16 protein-coding genes are annotated in these 18,489 nt (G+C 69.5%); 13 read left to right on the top strand and 3 right to left on the bottom strand.

Translation table 11 applies throughout. The features are described 5' to 3' along the window. The first annotated feature begins 1 nt into the window (after position 1). From ACTWQD_RS08980 to metE, 6 genes are all read left to right on the top strand, one after another. Positions 2-550: a hypothetical protein gene (locus ACTWQD_RS08980; protein ID WP_443195801.1), complete on the top strand. Its 549-nt coding sequence runs from the start codon at positions 2-4 to the stop codon at positions 548-550. Further along, on the top strand, positions 541-1,575 hold the full coding sequence (locus ACTWQD_RS08975; RefSeq protein WP_443195800.1) for a vWA domain-containing protein: 1,035 nt from the start codon (positions 541-543) through the stop codon (positions 1,573-1,575). The genes ACTWQD_RS08980 and ACTWQD_RS08975 overlap by 10 nt, the downstream gene beginning before the upstream one ends. Continuing rightward, positions 1,572-2,621 carry a VWA domain-containing protein gene (locus tag ACTWQD_RS08970; RefSeq protein WP_443195799.1) on the top strand — a complete coding sequence of 350 codons (1,050 nt, stop codon included), beginning with the start codon at positions 1,572-1,574 and terminating at the stop codon, positions 2,619-2,621. Before ACTWQD_RS08975 ends, ACTWQD_RS08970 begins: the two co-directional genes overlap by 4 nt. Further along, positions 2,618-3,406 (top strand): hypothetical protein, encoded by a 789-nt coding sequence (locus ACTWQD_RS08965; protein WP_443195798.1) that lies wholly within the window; start codon positions 2,618-2,620, stop codon positions 3,404-3,406. The genes ACTWQD_RS08970 and ACTWQD_RS08965 overlap by 4 nt, the downstream gene beginning before the upstream one ends. Before the next feature lie 355 nt (positions 3,407-3,761). Next, entirely contained in the window at positions 3,762-4,721 is a 960-nt protein-coding gene (locus ACTWQD_RS08960) for a methylenetetrahydrofolate reductase (protein ID WP_443195797.1), read from the top strand. Positions 4,722-4,746: 25 nt separating this feature from the next. Continuing rightward, a complete protein-coding gene (gene metE, locus ACTWQD_RS08955) occupies positions 4,747-7,128 on the top strand; it encodes a 5-methyltetrahydropteroyltriglutamate--homocysteine S-methyltransferase (protein ID WP_443195796.1) in 2,382 nt (793 codons plus the stop codon). Positions 7,129-7,256: 128 nt separating this feature from the next. Here the strand turns inward: metE and ACTWQD_RS08950 are convergent, their stop codons facing one another. Both ACTWQD_RS08950 and ACTWQD_RS08945 read right to left on the bottom strand, forming a co-directional pair. Continuing rightward, positions 7,257-7,763, bottom strand: a complete 507-nt coding sequence (locus ACTWQD_RS08950) for a DUF2004 domain-containing protein (protein WP_443195795.1) — start codon at positions 7,761-7,763, stop codon at positions 7,257-7,259. A gap of 63 nt (positions 7,764-7,826) precedes the next feature. Continuing rightward, positions 7,827-9,722, bottom strand: coding sequence for a BCCT family transporter (locus tag ACTWQD_RS08945; protein WP_443195794.1), 1,896 nt, complete (start codon positions 9,720-9,722; stop codon positions 7,827-7,829). 90 nt (positions 9,723-9,812) lie between these two features. Here ACTWQD_RS08945 and ACTWQD_RS08940 point away from each other — a divergent pair, with 90 nt between their 5' ends. Then, positions 9,813-11,231: an aldehyde dehydrogenase family protein gene (locus ACTWQD_RS08940; protein ID WP_443195793.1), complete on the top strand. Its 1,419-nt coding sequence runs from the start codon at positions 9,813-9,815 to the stop codon at positions 11,229-11,231. A gap of 34 nt (positions 11,232-11,265) precedes the next feature. Here ACTWQD_RS08940 and ACTWQD_RS08935 read toward each other — a convergent pair whose 3' ends face one another. Next, the gene (locus tag ACTWQD_RS08935) at positions 11,266-12,198 is read right to left on the bottom strand and encodes a LysR family transcriptional regulator (RefSeq protein WP_443195792.1); all 933 of its coding nucleotides are present in this window, start codon (positions 12,196-12,198) and stop codon (positions 11,266-11,268) included. Between the two features lie 174 nt (positions 12,199-12,372). Between ACTWQD_RS08935 and ACTWQD_RS08930 the strand changes: the two genes are divergently transcribed. From ACTWQD_RS08930 to nrdI, 6 genes are all read left to right on the top strand, one after another. After that, positions 12,373-13,812, top strand: a complete 1,440-nt coding sequence (locus ACTWQD_RS08930) for an NAD(P)/FAD-dependent oxidoreductase (RefSeq protein ID WP_443195791.1) — start codon at positions 12,373-12,375, stop codon at positions 13,810-13,812. Then, a complete protein-coding gene (locus ACTWQD_RS08925; RefSeq protein WP_443195790.1) occupies positions 13,809-14,540 on the top strand; it encodes a DUF1365 domain-containing protein in 732 nt (243 codons plus the stop codon). The genes ACTWQD_RS08930 and ACTWQD_RS08925 overlap by 4 nt, the downstream gene beginning before the upstream one ends. Further along, entirely contained in the window at positions 14,537-15,979 is a 1,443-nt protein-coding gene (locus ACTWQD_RS08920; RefSeq protein WP_443195789.1) for a class I SAM-dependent methyltransferase, read from the top strand. Before ACTWQD_RS08925 ends, ACTWQD_RS08920 begins: the two co-directional genes overlap by 4 nt. Next, complete coding sequence (locus tag ACTWQD_RS08915; protein ID WP_443195788.1) at positions 15,976-17,214, top strand: class I SAM-dependent methyltransferase; 1,239 nt, start codon at positions 15,976-15,978, stop codon at positions 17,212-17,214. Before ACTWQD_RS08920 ends, ACTWQD_RS08915 begins: the two co-directional genes overlap by 4 nt. Positions 17,215-17,683: 469 nt before the next feature. Further along, the gene (nrdH, locus tag ACTWQD_RS08910; RefSeq protein WP_056429759.1) at positions 17,684-17,929 is read left to right on the top strand and encodes a glutaredoxin-like protein NrdH; all 246 of its coding nucleotides are present in this window, start codon (positions 17,684-17,686) and stop codon (positions 17,927-17,929) included. Between the two features lie 36 nt (positions 17,930-17,965). Next, positions 17,966-18,433: a class Ib ribonucleoside-diphosphate reductase assembly flavoprotein NrdI gene (gene nrdI, locus ACTWQD_RS08905; protein ID WP_443195787.1), complete on the top strand. Its 468-nt coding sequence runs from the start codon at positions 17,966-17,968 to the stop codon at positions 18,431-18,433. Positions 18,434-18,489 lie beyond the last annotated feature (56 nt).

The following is an 18,489-nucleotide window of genomic DNA, read 5'->3' as shown; positions in this document are numbered from 1 at the left end:
GGTGAACAGTGACCTGGCGGGTGCTGGTTTCCTCGCGCCGCTGCAGTACAGCGCCTGGTTCCCCTGGGCGGGCCTGGGACTGCTGGCCCTCGTTGCGGCCTGGTACACCTGCGTCCTGCTGGGCACCCGGCCGCGGCCCGCGGCCCGCATAGCGGCACAAACCCCCGCGGCTCCTGCTGCCGGCAGCGCCCCGGACCTGGCCCGGCTCCGGGACGAATACCTGCTGCAGATCGATGCCGTGGACCGCGAGGCCGCGGCCGGCACCCGCTCGGTCCGCTCGGCGCATCAGGAGCTGAGCCTGCTGATCCGCAGCTTCATCCGCGATGCCTCCGGAGTGGACGCCCCCCGCATGACCCTGGCCGAGCTCCGCGTGGCCGGCCAGGGCCCGCACCGGCAGCCCGGGGCGGAGCATGTCCCGTCAGAACGCCAGTTCCGTGCCGCGGCGGACGCCGTCGCCGGACTGTACCAGGGGGCTTTCGCCGCCGCCCCGGCGTCCGCCGTCCCGGACGCGGCCCGGGCCGCGCGGGAGGTGGTCCGTTCATGGAACTGATCTTCTGGTGGATGCTGCCGGCCGCCGCCGTGCTGGCCGCCGCGGCCTGGCTCCTCGGGCGGCGCCGGGCGCGTGCCGTCCGGCGCCGTCCGGTGGCGCACAGTGACCGCCTCACCGCGCTGCCGGAGTACCAGGCGGCCCTCGCGAAGCACCGCAACCGGCTCCGCCTCGCCGCCGCGGCCGGCGCCGTGCTGATGGTCGCCGCCGTCGCGGCCGCCGCCCGCCCGGCAGAGCGGAGCACCGTCCGGCCCGAGCAGCACCAGCGCGACATCATCCTGTGCCTGGACGCCTCGGGTTCCATGAACACCGCCGACGCCGCGGTGGTGGACGTCTTTGGCCGGCTCGCCCGGGAGTTCGACGGCGAGCGCATCGGCCTCACGGTCTTCGACAGCAGCGCCGTGCAGGTCTTCCCCCTGACCGACGACTACGGCTACGTGCAGGACCAGCTGGGGCAGGCCAAGCTGGCGTTCGACGGGTCCGGCAGCGGCAGTTTCCTCGACGGGACGTGGAACGGCGAGGGCTCCTCGCTGATCGGCGACGGCCTGGCCTCCTGCGTTGAGGGTTTTCCGGAGTCCGGCACCAACAGCGACGGGGACCGCCGGCGCGCCCGCTGGGTCATCCTGGCCACGGACAACTTCCTGGCCGGCACACCACTGGTGACCCTCGCGGAAGCCGGTCAGCTCGCCAGGGACCGCGACGTCAGGATCTTCGCGCTGAACCCCGGGGACTACGACCTGAACCCTGGCGACCACGAAGCCGGCCGGGACGCCGGCACTGACCAGCCCGGCATTGACCAGCCCGGCGCCAGCCTCCGCAGCGTGGCAGAGGCCAGCGGCGGCGCGTACTACGCCCTCGACAGTCCGTCCGCGGTGCCCGGCATCGTGTCCGGAATCGAGGCCACCCAGGCCGCAGCCTTCCGGGGCGCACCCCGGGCCGTGGTGGCCGACCGCGCCGAGGTACCCCTCGCGGTGGCCTTGCTCGCGGGGCTGGTCCTCGCCGGAGCGTCCTGGAGGCCCCGGCGATGACCTTCAACCCCGTCCTGACCTGGTGGGTGCTGGGCCCGCTGGCAGCCGCCGCCGTCCTGGGCCTCGGCTGGGTCCTGTCCCGAACCCGGGCGCAGCCGGAAGCAGCGCAGCCGGAAGAAAACAGGGCCTGGCTCTTCCGCGCCGCCCTGGTGCTTCTCCTGCTTCTGGCCGCCAGCCGGCCGGGCCTTCCGGACGGCCAGGTCCAGGCCGCCGCCACCAACCTGAACGTGTTCTTCGTGGTGGACACCAGCAGCAGCATCGCCGCGGAAGACCACAGGCCGGCCGACGGCGGCGGCCCCCGGGCACCGCGGCTCGACGGCGTCCGGGCGGACATCCTGGCGGTCGCCCGCGAACTGGGCGGCGCCCGGTATTCCCTCATCACTTTCGACTCCGGGGCCGCCGTGCGGATGCCCCTGACAGCGGACACCTCGGCACTCGAAACCGCGGTGGCGGTCCTGGCACCCCAGGTCACCAACTACTCGCAGGGCAGCAGCGTCACCGCCGCCCGCACCGTCCTCGCCGAACGGCTCGCCGCCGCACGGGACACCCAGCCGGAACGGCCCCGGCTGGTGTTCTACTTCGGCGACGGCGAGCAGACCAGCGCCGCGGCGCCCCAGGACATGGGCCTGGACGGATCGCTCGTCAGCGGCGGAGCCGTCCTCGGCTACGGCACGAAGGACGGCGGGCGGATGCAGGAAAACAGCGGAGACCCCGCCCGGCCTGCTCGGACCTACATCCAGGATCCGGCCACCGGTACGGACGCGCTCTCCCGGCTCGACGAGGAGCGGCTGCGCGGGATCGCACAACAGCTCGCGGTGCCCTACGTGCACCGGGCGGCCGGGGCCGGGCCCGCCCCCATGCTCCAGAACGCAGCGCCCGGCACCCTGGAGCGAACCGGTGAATCCCTCGCGGGCAGGACGGAACTCTACTGGCTGCCGGCTTTCGCCGCGTTCCTGCTGGCCCTGCGCGAGACGCTCCTCGCCTCCCGGCAGCTCCGGGAGCTCCGGCCTGCCCGTGGAACTGCAGGCAGGGGGCCGGACGCATGAGCCTCCGGCGGCGGCGCCGGCACCTGCTGCTGTGGTCCACCATCCCCGTGCTGCTGGCACTGCTGGTGGCCGTCAAACTCCTCAGCGCCGCATGGTTCGCCGGCCGGGCCGGTGATGCCTTCTCCCGGGCGGATGTCCCGGCGGCGGAGTCGGCTGCCTCGGCGCTCGGCTTCGCCAACATCCTGGAGCCGCACAAAGCACCGTTCGCGGCGGGGGACGCCATGGCGCTCCGCGGCGAGTACGGCGGCGCCCGCGGCGCCTTCGAGGCGGCCCTCGCCGCCGCGCCCCCTGCTGACGAATGCCGAATCCGGGCCAACCTGGCGCTGAGCATCGAGCGGCTGGGCGACGCCGGAAGCGCCGGCGGCACCCCGGCCGGTCCGGATGAGGCCGCCGGTCCCTACGAGGCCGCAGGTCCCGACGCCCGCGACGAGGCTCTCCGGCTGTACCTCGAGGCACTGGCCGTGGTGGACGCGGCGCCCGACGGCTGCTTCGGTGCGGGACGGACCGACGCCGCTGCGGGGGAGAGCCTGGAGTCGTCCCGGCAGCGGCTTGCGGAGAAGACTGAGCGGCTCCGGCAGGAGCCCGGCGGCGGGGCCGGCGAGCAGGACCCCGAACAGCAGGACCCCGAACAGCAGGACCCCGAATCGGGGACTTCGGCCGGGGAGCGGCTGGAGCAGCTCCGGGAGGCCGGACAAGCGGCGCAACAGGAACGCAACCGCGGCCTGGAGCGCGAGGAGTACCTTGACGGCAACGGGACCGGGCCGCTCACCGACCGGCCTTGGTGAGGTTTCCGGCGAAGAAAATTCTTCCACGGCTCGAAATGTGCCGTAAAACTGGGACTTAATTCGGCGGCCGACTTGAACCGCTTCCCGGGATGCCCGTAGAGTTCTAACCAAGTTACCTCAGTAACGTGTCAGCGATCCTCCGCTTACGGCCGGCCTTTGGGAAAAACCAGGGGCAGCCCAGGAGGGTGTGGGTGCCCCCATGTGGGCCTGACATTTGCTCACGGACAACTTCGTATCAGGCGTAACAGTCGCGGCTGCGTCCTGCTGGAGTTCCCTCCGTGTTCCCCAAACTCAACCCACCGACGCCCCCCGGTTTCCGGGCACAGCCGTCGGTGTTCTACAGCCAAGGACGCAAATGTCTCCACCAAGCCTTATTGACACCCATCCAAATCTTGCCGGCACCGCACCGGTGGCCCTGTCCTACGAACTTTTCCCGCCGCGGTCGGCCGCGGCCGCCGAATCGCTCTGGACCACCATCGGCGAACTGGAAAGCACGGCCCCGGACTATGTGTCCGTGACCTACGGCGCCAGCGGTTCCAACCGGGACACCGCCGTCGGGCTCATCAACCGCCTCGTCCAGGAAACCACCCTGCGGCCGCTGGCACACCTGACCTGCGTGGGTAACTCCCCCGAGGAGCTCGCCGAGATCATCGGTGAACTGCTCGACGTCGGCGTGCGCGGCATCCTGGCCCTGCGCGGCGACCAGCCCAAGGACGGCGGGGCCCCGCCGGAGGGATCGCTGCGGTATGCCCAGGACCTGATCGAGCTCATCCGCCGGGTCGAACAGAGCCGCTCCGCGCTGCTCTGCGCCGGCAAGGTGGCGGTCGGCGTCGCCGCGTACCCCACCCGGCACCCCGAGTCGCCGAGCGAGGCGCACGACGTCGAGGTGCTGCTGGCCAAACAGCGCTCCGGCGCAGACTTCGCCATCACCCAGGTGTTCTTCCACGCCGGGCAGTACGCGGACCTGCTGACCCGGGCACGCCGGGCCGGCGTCACCATCCCGATCATCCCTGGCGTGATGCCGCTGACCAGCATCCGCAGGCTCACCCGCCTCGGCGAGCTGGCCGGCGTCGAACCGTCACCGGAACTGATCGAACGGCTCGCCGCCGCCGGCTCCGACGCCGAACGCACCCGGATCGGGGTCAGCGCCACCGTGGACCTGGCCAACGCGGCCCTGGCCGCCGGCGCCCCCGGCCTGCACATCTATACCTTCAACGAACACTCGGCCGCCCTGGACGTGCTGGACAAACTTGCCCTGGCCCGCCCTCGACGAGGCAACCAGCGCACTCCCGGCCGCGCCCAGCTCGCCAGCTGACCACCCCAACGCTTAGGACTTTCCCATGACTGAACTTCCCGTCACTGAACTGCGTACCACCGAACTGCGCACCACCCCCTTCCCGGCCGCGTCCATCCTCGGCTACCCGCGCATCGGCCGCCGCCGCGAACTCAAGAAGGCCGTCGAGGCCTACTGGGCCGGCACCATCGACGCCGCGGCCCTCGACGCCGCCGCCAAGGACATCCAGCTCGGCACGGCCAAGCGCCTGCAGGGCCTGGGCCTGACCGAGGCCGCCGCCATCCCCGGCACCTTCTCCTACTACGACCAGGTGCTCGACGCCGCCGCCCACCTCGGCGCCGTGCCGGCCCGCTTCGGCAACCTCCTGAACGCCGACGGACAGCTGGACCTCGACGGCTACTTCACCCTGGCCCGCGGCACCAAGGACCAGCAGCCGCTGGAAATGACCAAGTGGTTCGACACCAACTACCACTACCTGGTGCCCGAAATCGGCCCGGAGACCAGCTTCGCCCTGACCTCCCAGCGGATCGTCGAGGAATTCAGCTACGCCCTCGCCAACGGGGTGGAGACCCGCCCGTACATCGTGGGGCCGGTGACGTTCCTGCTGCTCAGCAAGGCCTCCGACGACGCCCCGGCCGGCTTCAGCCCGCTGTCCCGCCTCGAGGACGTCCTCCCGGTCTACACGGCCCTGCTGGAGAAGCTCGCCGCCGCCGGCGCCGCCTGGGTCCAGCTCGACGAGCCCGCCCTGGTGGTGGACCAGGACACCCCGGCAGTGGAGATCCAGGCCGCCGTGGCCCGTTCCTACGAGGTGCTTGCCGCAGCCGCCCACCGGCCGCAGCTGTTCGTGTCCACCCCGTACGGTGCGCTGGGCGGCCAGCTCGGCACCCTCGCCGCGACCGGCATCGACGCCCTGCACCTGGATGTCTTCAAGGGCGGGGTCCCCTCCGCCGCAGCCCTGGCCGCCCTCGGCAACAAGACCCTGGTCGCCGGCGTGGTGGACGGCCACAACATCTGGCGCAACGATCTCGCTGCCTCCGCGGCGAAGATCGCCGAGCTGCAGAAGTCCGTCGCCACGCTGGCCGTCAGCACCTCCACGTCCACCCAGCACGTCCCGCACGACGTCGACGAGGAAGTCCAGCTCCCCGCGCAGCTGCGCAGCTGGCTGGCCTTCGCCGACCAAAAAGCCGTCGAGGTGGTGACCCTCGCCGGCCTGCTGACAGACCCGGCAACCGGCGTTCAATCACGGGATGTCCAGCCGGCCATCGATGAGGCCACCCGCATCATCGCCGGCCGGGCCGCGGCCGACGGCGTCCGCCGCGCCGAGGTCCGGAACCGCACCGCGGCCCTGACCGACGCCGACTTCGGCCGCTCCGCCTATGCGGTCCGCGAGGCCGCGCAGGCTGAGTCGCTGCACCTGCCGCCGCTGCCCACCACCACCATCGGCTCGTTCCCGCAGACCGGCGAGATCCGCACCGCCCGGGCCCGTGCCACCAAGGGCGACCTCAGCACGGCGCAGTATGAGCAGCTCATGAAGGACGAGATCAAGCGCGTCGTGGAGCTGCAGGAAGACCTCGGCTTCGACGTCCTGGTCCACGGCGAGCCCGAGCGCAACGACATGGTCCAGTACTTCGCGGAGAACCTCGAAGGCTTCGACGTCACGGTGCACGGCTGGGTCCAGTCCTACGGCTCCCGCTGCACCCGGCCCTCCATCCTGTGGGGCGACGTCACCCGCAGCGCCCCGATCACGGTGGAATGGGCCCGGTACGCGCAGTCCCTGACCAACAAGCCGATGAAGGGCATGCTCACCGGTCCGGTCACCATCCTGGCCTGGTCCTTCGTCCGCGACGACCAGCCGCTCGGCGAGACCGCCAACCAGGTGGCCCTCGCCCTCCGCGACGAAGTCGCCGACCTCGAGGCCGCCGGCATCGAGGTCATCCAGGTGGACGAGCCCGCACTGCGCGAACTGCTGCCGCTGCGCAAGGCCGACCAGGCCGCGTACCTGGACTGGTCCGTGAAGTCCTTCCGCCTCGCCACCGCCGGCGCCGCGGACACCACCCAGATCCACACGCACCTGTGCTACTCCGAGTTCGGCGCCATTATCGACGCGATCGACGGCCTGGATGCCGACGTCACCTCGATCGAGGCCGCCCGCTCCCGCATGGAAGTTGTCCACGACCTCGAGTCCCACGGCTTCGGCCGCGGCGTGGGCCCGGGCGTCTACGACATCCACTCGCCGCGCGTCCCCGGCGAGCAGGAAGTCACCGAACTGCTCAACACCGCCGTCAAGCACGTCCCGTCCCGCCAGCTCTGGGTCAACCCTGACTGCGGCCTGAAGACCCGCGGCTACGCCGAGACCGAAGCGTCCCTGCGCAACCTGGTCACGGCCACCAGGACGGTCCGCGCCGGACTGCTGGAAGCCGCCAAGTAACAGGCTGAATTAACGACGGCGGCCGGCCACCCCGCAAAGGTGGCCGGCCGCCGTCGTACGTTCTACTCATCGACTGCTGAGAATCCGCCCTTTTGACCGCTCATAAGGGCCGTTGCGGAGCAGTCGATTCAGGACTCCCAGAGGATCTCGTCATCCACGACGCCGTCCTCGTCCGCGGAGGCCACCAGGACCTCGTCGGTGAAGTGCGAACCGAGGGTGAAGTCCAGGACAAAGTAACGTTCCGGCTGGCCGGGGAAGATGCCCACGTGGCCCAGCTTCAGCGCTTTGAGGAAGACGGCGTCGGTGAGCTGGCTCTTGTCCTCGACGCCGAAGACCGTCCGGAGGTGCTCCTCCTTGATCGCGTTGCAGTGGAAGTGCCGGTACTCCTGCGGGCTGGTGCCGTCCTGCTCCAGTTCGTCGGCGATCATTTCGCGGACCTGGTCCACGAGTTCGGGCAGGAAGCGCAACCGGTAGTCAACCTTGTGCATCGCCGCTTCGTCGAAATGGTCATGCGCATTGACATTGAGGTCAAGTTCCACGACCTGCCCGGCCAGCTCATGCTTGGCGGTGAGGTTATGGTCCCTTCCGTGGTTGAGCTCGACCTCTCCGAAGTGCTTGCTCGCTACCTTGTTCATATCTTCAACATAGTCCTCAAATCCGGCCCGTTCCAGCCTTCCGGCGGGCTTTGTCTGACCTGATCACCACCGGCTTGGCGTCGCGTCGCCGCGATCCGGCACGTCCTTGACGTCCCGGGAGGCCAGGGGATCGTGGTCCACCACGTCGTCCACATCGGCGATCAGCACGCCGTCCGCTTCGGCGTTCTCCACCTCCAGGGCCCGCTCCGAGGCATGCCGGGGCTTCTGCGCGGCGGCCATGACGGTGTCCACGGCGGCGGTCGACGGCTCGGGGCTGGGCATGATCTCCTCCGGCACGCCGGCCCCGGCCCGGGCACCGCGGCGCCGGAGCAGCTGCATCCACCGCGGGCTGTTGCCCAAGATGCCCTGGCCGGCGAGTTCCTCCACCTCCAGGCCGTAGAAATCTCCGATATGGTCGACGAACTGCGCGCGCCGGGCCCGTTCGTAGGCCCTGCGCTCCCTGCTGAAGGCGATCACCGTGGCCCAGCAGATCAGCAGCATGATGACGCTGAACGGCAGGGCAATGATGATCGCGGCGGTCTGCAGCGCCACCAGCCCGCCGGAGATCAGCAGCGCAATGGCCAGCACTGCGGTGATGGCCGTGAAGAAGGTCCGCACCCGCTTTTTCGGGTTCACCTGGCCGCCGGTGGCGATCATGCCCATCACCAGCGCCCCGGAATCCGAGGAGGTGATGAAGAAGACGGCAATCAGGATGATCACCCCGACGGTCAGGACCGGCGTGCCCGGAACGTAGGAGAGCATGCTGAACAGGGCGCTGGAGACGTTGACGCTGCCGTCAGGTTCCAGGAGGTTGCCGGTTCCGCTGAGCTGTACCGCCAGGGCGGTGCCGCCGAGCACGCTGAACCAGAGGATGCCGATCAGGGTGGGCACCAGAATGACCCCGGCGACAAACTGGCGGACGGTCCGCCCGCGGGAAATCCGTGCGATGAAGATGCCCACGAATGGCGCCCAGGAGATCCACCATCCCCAGTAGAACGATGTCCAGGAGGCCTGCCAGGCAGCGCCTTCCTCGCCCGAGAAGGCATTGACGTTGAAGGACAGGCTGACGAAGTTCTGGATGTAGGCACCCATGGACTGGACAAATTCGCGGAGCAGGAACGTCGACGGCCCGAAGACCAGCAGGTACAGCACCAGCATTCCCGCGAGCACGAGGTTGGTGCTGGAGAGCCACTTCATGCCCTTGGTCACCCCGGAGAGGACGGACAGGAGCACGAAGAGGGAAATGACCAGGATGATGATGATTTCAGCGCCCTGGCTCGGTTGGAGCAGGTTGATGCTCTCCAGCCCGGCGCTGATCTGCAGGACGCCCAGGCCCAGCGACGTGGCAACGCCAAACAGGGTGCCGACAAGGGCAACGACGTCGATGACGTTGCCCCACGCGCCCTGGACGCGCCTGCCCAGGAGCGGCTCGAGGGCCCAGCGGATGGACACCGGCCGTTTCCGCCGGTGGATGGCGTAGGCGAGGGCCAGCCCGATCACCACGTAGATGGACCAGGCATGGACACCCCAGTGCAGGTACGTCTGGCTCAGCGCCTGCTGGGCGAGCTCCGGCGGACTGCCCGAGACCCCCGGACGCGGGGTGGCGAAGTGGCTGAGCGGTTCGCCGACGCCGTAGAACACGAGCCCGATGCCCATGCCGGCGGCAAACAGCAGCGCAAACCAGGCCATCAGCGAAAATTCGGGTTCGTCGTCGTCGTGGCCGAGCTTGATATCCCCGAACCGGCTGAATCCGAGGAACAGGCTGAAGGCGACGAAGAAACTGGTAATCAGCACGTAGTACCAGTTGAAGGAATTGACGATGTTCTCCTGGATGCCGGCAAACATCGCTTCGGCGGTCGCGGGTGCCACGAGGGCAAACGCCGCAAACAGCGCCACCGTAACGGCGGCAGGCCAGAATACCCAGGGTTCAACGGTGCGGGTTTTCGACTGTTCGGACATTTTTCAAGGCTACGCTTCGGCCCCGGGCGGCGCAGGGGAAATTTGAGCCCCTGGCCCTTCCCGGACGCCCGGGGCCGGTAGATTGGGCGGATGCAGACTGTTGCCCCCGCCGTCGCCCGCGCCCGTGAACTCTATGACAGCGGCATCACCCGCCCGCTGGCCTGGCGGCTGGAGCAGCTGCGCAGCCTGCGCCGGATGCTGGCCGAGCGCCGCACGGAGTTCGCTGAGGCGCTGGAAAGCGACCTGGGCAAGCACGCCACCGAGTCCCTGCTTACGGAAATCGGGTTTGTCACCGCCGAAGCTGCGCACCTCGAGAAGAACCTCGAGGCGTGGCTGCGGCCGCGGCCGGTCCCTGTGCCCCTGGCGGTCCAGCCGGCCAAGGCGTGGACCGAGCTGACCCCGCTGGGGGTGGTGCTGGTGATCGGCCCGTGGAACTACCCGCTGCAGCTGCTCCTCGCCCCGCTGGCCGGCGCCCTTGCCGCCGGCAACACCGCGGTGCTCAAGCCCAGCGAACACGCCCCCGCCACCGCCGCCGCCCTGGCGCGCTGGATCCCGGAGTACCTGGGCGGCGCGGCCGAAGTGGTCCAGGGCGGCATCCCGGAAACCACAGCCCTGCTGGAGCAGGACTTCGACCACATCTTCTTCACCGGGGGCGAAGCCGCCGCGAAAGTGGTGCTGCGGGCCGCGGCGGAGCACCTCACCCCGGTCACCCTGGAGCTCGGCGGCAAGTCCCCGGCCTACGTGGACTCCACCACGGACCTCGCCCGGGCGGCCAAGCGGCTCGCGTGGGGCCGGTTCATGAACGCCGGGCAGACGTGCGTGGCGCCGGATTACATCCTGGCCACCGAGGACGTGCTGGTGCCGCTGGAACGCGAACTGGTCAAGGCGATCGGCGAGCTTTTTGGCGCGGACCCGGCCCGCAGCGGCTCCTACGGCCGGATCGTCAACGACCGGCACTTCGCCCGGATCGCGGCGCTCGCCGACGGCAGCACCGTGGTCCACGGGGGCGGGCGGGATGCCGCCAGCCGCCACTTCGCCCCAACCCTGCTCCGCCCCGCCGCCGGGGACGCGGTGATGGGGGAGGAGATCTTCGGCCCGCTGCTTCCGCTGGTCCCGGTGGCCGGCCGCGACGAGGCCATCCGGATGATCAACGACGGCGCCAAGCCGCTGGCGCTGTACGTGTTCAGCAACGACGCCGGCACCCGGCGGGCGTTTGCCGAGGGCACCTCTTCGGGGGCGCTGTGCTTTGACGTCCCGGCGGCGCACCTGATGGTCCCGGGGCTGCCTTTCGGCGGCGTCGGCGGCAGCGGGATGGGCGCCTACCACGGGGAGCACTCGCTGCGGACGTTCTCGCATGAGCGGTCCACGCTGGCCAAGCCGCAGCGGCCGGACACGCTGGAACTGATCTACCCGCCGTACAGCCCGGCCAAACACCGGATTGCCACCGTGATCGCCGGAATGGGGACCGGGTTGCGGCAGCGGCTGGGAAACGGCTTCCGGCGGCGCTGACCCCGCGCTGATGCGGCGCTAGTCCCGTGCCGGCTCAGCCCTTGCGGGGGACCGCCGGCTTCAGGGTCGAGGAATTGAACGTGTCCGCCAGCAGCTCTACGAACAGCTGCACCTGCGCGGTCTGCTTCTCGTTGATCAGCAGGGCGAAGACGTTGCGGGCCAGCCGGATCTCCGGTACGTCCAGCACCACCACCCCGGCCGGTCGGTGCAGCAGCGCCAGTTCGGGCACCAGGGCCGCGCCCAGCCCGGCCGCGGCCATCTCGAGGCTCGCGTGGAAGTCGTCGCTGTATGCCACCACCCGCGGGTGCAGGTTGCAGCTGGCGAAGAGCCGCTCGATCACGGTGGCGTCCGATGTGCCGGGGTGGTGCACAATCCATGGCATGTCGGAGAGGTGGTCCGCCGCCACCTTGGAGTCCGTGCCGATGCCCCAGGCTGCCGGCAGCACCACCCGGAAGTCGTCGTCGCCGATCCACTGCCGGTTCACGGTATGCGGCCACGCGAGCCCGGACTGCCCCACCTGGTAGACCAGTGCGACGTCGAGTTCGCCGCCGGTGCGCAGGCCCTGGATGGTCTGGGCGGGTTCCGCCACGGACACCCGCAGGTCGATGCCGAGCTTTTTCCAGGCCGGGTTTTGCAGGAGCCGCGGCAGCACATAGGTGGCCAGGCTGGGGAAGATGCCCAGCCGGAGCTCCTGCCGGGCCGGATCGCCGGTGCGGGAGGCTGCCGCCATGAGCGCCTCGATGTCCGTGAGGACCTTGGCCGCGTGCCGGGTCATGACCAGGGCGGCGTCGGTGGGGTGGATGCTGCGGGCCGAGCGCTGGAAGAGCTCGACGCCGGTGTCGCGTTCCAGCGCGGACATCTGCTGCGACACCGCCGACGCCGTATAGCCGAGCCGGGCAGCGGCCGCCGCGAAGGATCCCAGCCGGGTCACTTCGACAAGGGTCCGCAGGTGGACGGGATTGATCACAGCGCTGCCCTTCGCAGGTTCCGGTGAGGCGGGACCGAAATCCCGCTTCATTCTGGCACATTGGTGGGAAACGAAATGTTGGAAAGTCGCACTCATCCGCCGGTACCCCGGCGACGAATTGCCCATAAGACGATTCATCAGGACGATCCAGGCGAAGCCAACAGGAGTAGACCAGTGTCAGATGCAGCAGGGATCCCCCAGGGCCGGCGCGTAGCCGTGGTTGGCAGCGGAGTGGCGGGGCTGACCGCCGCGTATGTCCTGAACCGACAGGACCACGTGACCCTTTTCGAGGCCGACGCACGCCTGGGCGGCCACGCCCACACGCACGACGTGCCGCAGGACGGCGGGCCGGAACTGCGGATCGACACCGGCTTCATCGTCCACAACGAACGGACCTACCCCACGCTGCTGCGGCTCTTCGCCGAGCTGGGCATCGAGACGCAGGATTCGGAAATGAGCATGTCCGTCCGCTGTGACGGCTGCGGCCTGGAGTACGCCGGCGCCCGGGCGAAGGGCCGGGGCATCTTCCCGCGGCCGTCCACCCTGCTGCGCGGCCGCTACCTGCTGATGCTGCTTGAGGTGACGCGCTTCTACCGCCGGGCCCGCGCCCTGCTGGCCGAGGCGGCGTCAAGCGGCACGGACAACAGCGGAACGGACAACAGCGGGACGGGTACCCGCGAACATGAGCTGACCCTGGGGGAGTTCCTGGCCCGGGAGAAGTTCAGCAGCTACTTCATCTCGCACTTCATGACCCCGGTGGTCAGTGCGGTGTGGTCCTGCGACCCCTCCACCGCGCTGGCCTACCCGGCGCGCTACCTCTTTACCTTCCTGGGCCACCACGGGCTGCTCGGCGTCACGGGCTCGCCGCAGTGGCGCACCGTCACCGGCGGCTCGCGCACCTACGTGGACAAGCTGGCCGCCACCCTTCCGGACATCCGCCTCTCCAGCCCGGTCACCGGCGTGCGCCGCCACGGCGGCGGGGTGGACCTGACGGTCGCCGCCGGCGACGGCAGCCAACGCACCGAAACCTTCGACGCCGTCGTGATCGCCACCCACCCGGCGCAGGCGCTGGACATGCTCACCGATGCCTCAGCCGCCGAACGGGATGCGCTCGCCGGCATGCCGTACTCGGTCAACCACACCGTCTTCCACCGCGACAGTGCCGTGCTGCCGTCCGCCGACAACGCCAAGGCGTCCTGGAACTACCGGCTGCCGTCTTGTGACGCCCGGCCGGACAAGGTCCTGGTCAGCTACGACATGACCCGGCTGCAGCGCCTGGCCCCCACGGACCTGGGACGTTACATCGTCAGCCTGGGCGAATCCGACCTGATCGCGGACGGCACAGTGATCGAGCGCATGGTCTACGAGCACCCGCAGTACACCCCCGATTCCCTGCAGGCCCAGCAGCGGATCCTGGCCTTGAGCGACGGCCGGCTGGCCTTCGCCGGCGCCTACCACGGCTGGGGTTTCCACGAGGACGGCGCCCTCTCCGGCGTCAAGGCCGCGGAGCGGCTCGGACGGACGTGGGAGGATCCTGCCGTCGTGCTGAACGAGGAGTACCGCGCCGTTGCCGTCGATCCGGACCTGCAGACCGTCCCTGCGGAGAGCTCATGAGCACCACGGCCGCCATCTACCGCACCTCCATCGCGCACGTGCGGCGCACCCCGCTGAAAAACGCGTTCACCTACCGGAGCTACAGCTGGTATGTCGACGTCGACCGGCTCCCCGCGCTGCCCCGGCTGCTCCGCCCGCTGGCCGGGTTCCGCACCGCCGACCACCTGGGCGACCCGCACGGCACCCTGCGTGGCAACGTCGAGGCGTTCCTCGCCACCCGGGGGATCACCCTCGACGGCGGCCGGATCACCATGCTGGCCAGCGCCCGCGTCTTCGGGCACGTCTTCAACCCCATCAGCCTCTTCTGGTGCCACACCGCCGCCGGGGAGCTGCGCTGCGTCCTCGCCGAGGTCCACAACACCTACGGCGAGAGGCACTGCTACGTCCTCGAGACGGACGGCTCCGGCCGGGCCACCGTCCCCAAGGAGTTCTACGTCTCGCCCTTCAACGACGTTGACGGCCGGTACCGGATGAAGCTCCCGGAACCCGGCGAACGGCTGTCGGTCTCGATCGTCCTGGAGCGCGAGGGGCAGCAGCCGTTCGTCGCCACCATGGACGGGGAACGCCGACCGGCCACCGTGCCGAACATCCTCGCCGCGGCGCTCGCGGTCCCGCTGGCACCCCTGCGCGTCACCGCGCAGATCCGCTGGCAGGGAATTAAGCTGTGGGCACGCCGGCTGCCCATCATCAAAAGACCCCACCACCCCTCACAGGAGGCAGTTCAGTGACAATGACCGAAGCGACCGGATCCGCCGCAGGGCGGGGCCACGAGGCCACCACGGCTGCGCGGCCCGGCACTGTCCCCGCGGGTGCCGCTGTTCCCCCGGGCACTGTTCCCGCAAACGCGGTGCCCTACACCGTGCCCCAGGCCCCTGCCGCCGTCGACGCCGCCATCTGGCCCAGCATCGCCACCGTCCCGTCCGGCCTCAAGGCCAAGGTCGCGGGCCGGGCGGCGGACGCCATCTTCAGGGCCGCCGTCCGGCGGCTGCCCCTCGAGGTCCGGTACCCGGACGGGTCCGTCCTCGGCCGGGAGCCCGAGCCCGGGCACACGTACCCCGTGATGACCCTGAACCGTCCCGAGGCGTTCGCGGCCCGGCTCGGCGACGGCGGGCTGATCGGCCTGGGGGAGTCCTTTATGGCCGGGGACTGGGACGCGGACGACCTGACCGCCGTCATGGAGGTCTTCGCCGCCCGGGTGGGGACGCTGGTGCCTGAACCGCTGCAGAAGCTGCGCGCGCTGTACCTCCCGCGGCAGCCGCGCAGGGAACGCAACACGGAGCAGAACACCCGCTCCAACATCTCCCGCCACTACGACCTTTCCAACGAGCTCTTCGCCACGTTCCTGGATTCGACCATGACCTACTCCAGCGCGCTGTTCCCGGAATCGGGCGACGCACTGCAGACCGTCGCCTGGGACGGCCTCGCCGCCGCGCAGCAGGCCAAGATCGACCGGCTCCTCGACAAGGCCGGCGTGAAGGAAGGCACCCGGGTGCTGGAAATCGGCACCGGCTGGGGCGAGCTGGCGCTCCGGGCCGCTGCCCGCGGCGCCACCGTCTACTCCGTCACGCTCTCCAGCGAGCAGCAGGAGCTGGCCCGCAAGCGCGTGGCCGACGCCGGCTACACGGACGCGGTCACCATCGAGCTCAAGGACTACCGCGCCGTGGAAGGCGAGTACGACGCCGTCGTCTCGGTGGAAATGATCGAGGCCGTGGGCTTCGAGTACTGGGCCACGTACTTCCAGACGATCGAACGGGTGCTGGCACCCGGCGGCAAGGTGGCCATCCAGGCCATCACCATCGCCCACGACCGGCTGATGGCCACCCGCACCAGCTACACGTGGGTGCACAAGTACATTTTCCCGGGCGGTGTGATCCCCTCGGTGCGCGCCATTGAGGAGATCACCGCCAAGCAGACCGGACTGCGGGTCCGTGAGCGCCTCGCCATGGGCGAGCACTACGCCCAGACCCTGCGGCTCTGGGAGGAACGCTTTATGGACCGCTCCGACGAGGTCAACGCCCTGGGCTTCGACGCGGTTTTCCAGCGGATGTGGCTGTTCTACCTCTGCTACTCCCGCGCAGGCTTCGAGACCGGCTACCTCGACGTGCAGCAGATCGTGCTGGACCACGCCGCCACCAAGGGCGCCGCGGCGAAGGGTGCGGCCGCGTGACGGCCCCGCTCGCGGCAACCATCGAGCAGGTCCTGCGGCCCGTCGTCGGCGGTGACCTCCCGGTCCGGCTGGTGGTGTGGGACGGCAGCGAGGCCGGGCCCGCCGGCGCCCCGGTGGTCCGGCTGAACTCTCCGGACGCCATCCGGCGCCTGCTGTGGGCGCCGGGGGAACTGGGCGCCGCCCAGGCCTACGTCACCGGGGAACTGGACGTCGACGGCGACCTCAACTCGGCGCTGGAACACCTGTGGAAGGTGGTGCGGGACCGCGGCCTGACCGGGATCCGGCCCACCCCGGCCGTGCTGGCAGGCGTGGCGCGGATTGCCCGCGACGCCGGCGCCCTCGGTGCCCCGGCCCAGCCCCCGGCCAGCCAGGCCCGGGTCCGGGGGCGGCTGCACAGCCTGGTCCGCGACCGCGCCGCGATCAGCCACCACTATGACCTCAGCAACGATTTCTACGCGCTGATCCTGGATCCGCAAATGGCTTATTCCAGCGGGTACTGGACGGATTCCTCCGAAAGCTACGGGCTGGAGGACGCGCAGCGGGACAAACTGGACCTGGTGTGCCGCAAGATCGGCCTGCGGCCCGGAATGCGCCTGCTGGACGTCGGCTGCGGGTGGGGATCGCTGAGCCTGCACGCCGCACAGCACTACGGCGCCGAGGTGGTGGGCGTCACCCTGTCCCGGGAACAGAAGGCGTTCATCGACGCCCGGATCGCCGAACGCGGGCTCGAGGGCCGGGTGGAGATCCGGATCCAGGACTACCGGGAAATCCCGGACGGACCGTTCGACGCCGTCGCCTCGCTGGAGATGGGCGAGCACGTCGGCCAGCGGAACTATCCCGTCTACGCCGCCGCGCTGTTCAACAACGTGGTGCCCGGCGGACGGGTGCTGGTCCAGCAGATGTCCCGCCGCGGCAAACACCCCGGCGGCGGTCCGTTCATCGAGTCCTTCATCGCACCGGACATGCACATGCGCCCGGTGGGGGAGACGCTCGGCTTCCTGGAGGCCGCGGGCCTGGAGATCGAGGGCGTGCAGGGGATGCGGCGGGACTACGTCCGCACCCTCGAAGCCTGGTACGCGCGGTTCGAGGAGAACCACGATGCCGCCGTCGCCATGATGGGTGAGGAGGTCGCCCGCGTCTGGCGGCTCTACCTCGTGGGCGCGCTGCGCAGCTTCGCGGAGCGGCGGATGGGCGTGGAGCAGATCCTGTGCAGCCGGCCGGAGGCCGGGCACTAAGCAGGAAACGCGTCACGCATCACTGACTAACGGCGGGCACCCCCGGGGGTGCCCGCCTTTTGCGTGTTTCCGGCCACTACATCCAGTGCTTAACGGCACTCCGGAGCGGTGCGGGCCCCAGGCGCGACACGCCGTCTCCGGCGCGACACGCAGGGGCATTAATTGTGCAAAGGTACTCCACAGCCTGTGGATTTCGTCCGCCGGAATGCCGGATTCCCGGACATTTTGAGGCACCCCGCCTGTGGACTGGGGGTGCATTAAATGACATACTTGTAATACATCATCTTGGGGTCCGCACCGGACTCTTGCACTACATGTAGTATCGACATACAGATCCAGACGAAGAGTTCCGAAGCGCGGCAGAGGCTCAGCTCACCCGCCGCAACTCATCCGCAGGACACCACGCAGTGGATTTCACACAGCAGATTTCACGCAGTACCAAAGACTTCAACAAAAGGGGACAGGGACCATGACCGTTACGGTTTACACGAAGCCGGCCTGTGTTCAGTGCAACGCGACCTACCGTGCGCTGGACAAGAAAGGCATCACCTACCAGAGCGTCGACATCTCGCAGGATGCGGATGCCCTTGAGCGCCTGAAGGCCCTGGGCTACATGCAGGCCCCGGTAGTCGTCACGGACCAGGACCACTGGTCCGGTTTCCGCCCCGACAAGATCGAAGAGCTGGCTCAGGCGTCCGCCGTCGCCGTCGCCTGAACCGCTTCGACAGAACACATCGATGAGGTGACCCCCATGGCACTGGCAACCGCCGGCACGCCGCCGGCAACGGAAGTCCGGACCACCGGCAGCCACCTCATCTACTTCTCCTCCACCTCCGAGAACACGGCGCGCTTCGTTCGGAAGCTGGGCCTCGACGCCGCCCGGATCCCCCTCCACCCGAGGGAACCGGCGCTCGTGGCAACCCGGCCGTTCGTGCTGGTGCTTCCCACGTACGGCGGCACCGGTGGAGAGGGATCTGTGCCAAAGCAGGTCATCCGGTTCTTGAACGATCCGGGCAACCGGAAGCTGATCCGCGGAGTGATCGGCGCTGGAAACACCAACTTCGGGGACAACTACTGCATGGCCGGCGACATCATCGCCGCGAAGTGCAAGGTCCCGCACCTCTATCGCTTCGAACTCATGGGGACGCCGGAAGACGTCAACCGCGTACAACAAGGATTGGAAGAGTTTTGGACACGACTGTCGCAGACAAAGCAGTAACGGAAGGCGCGGCCCCGCACACCGGCCCGGACGCCGTCGAACTTAAGACGAAGCCC

This window comes from Pseudarthrobacter sp. 1C304 (assembly GCF_052245515.1).
GTDB lineage: Bacteria > Actinomycetota > Actinomycetes > Actinomycetales > Micrococcaceae > Arthrobacter.
This window is presented reverse-complemented; position numbering and strand designations above follow the sequence as displayed.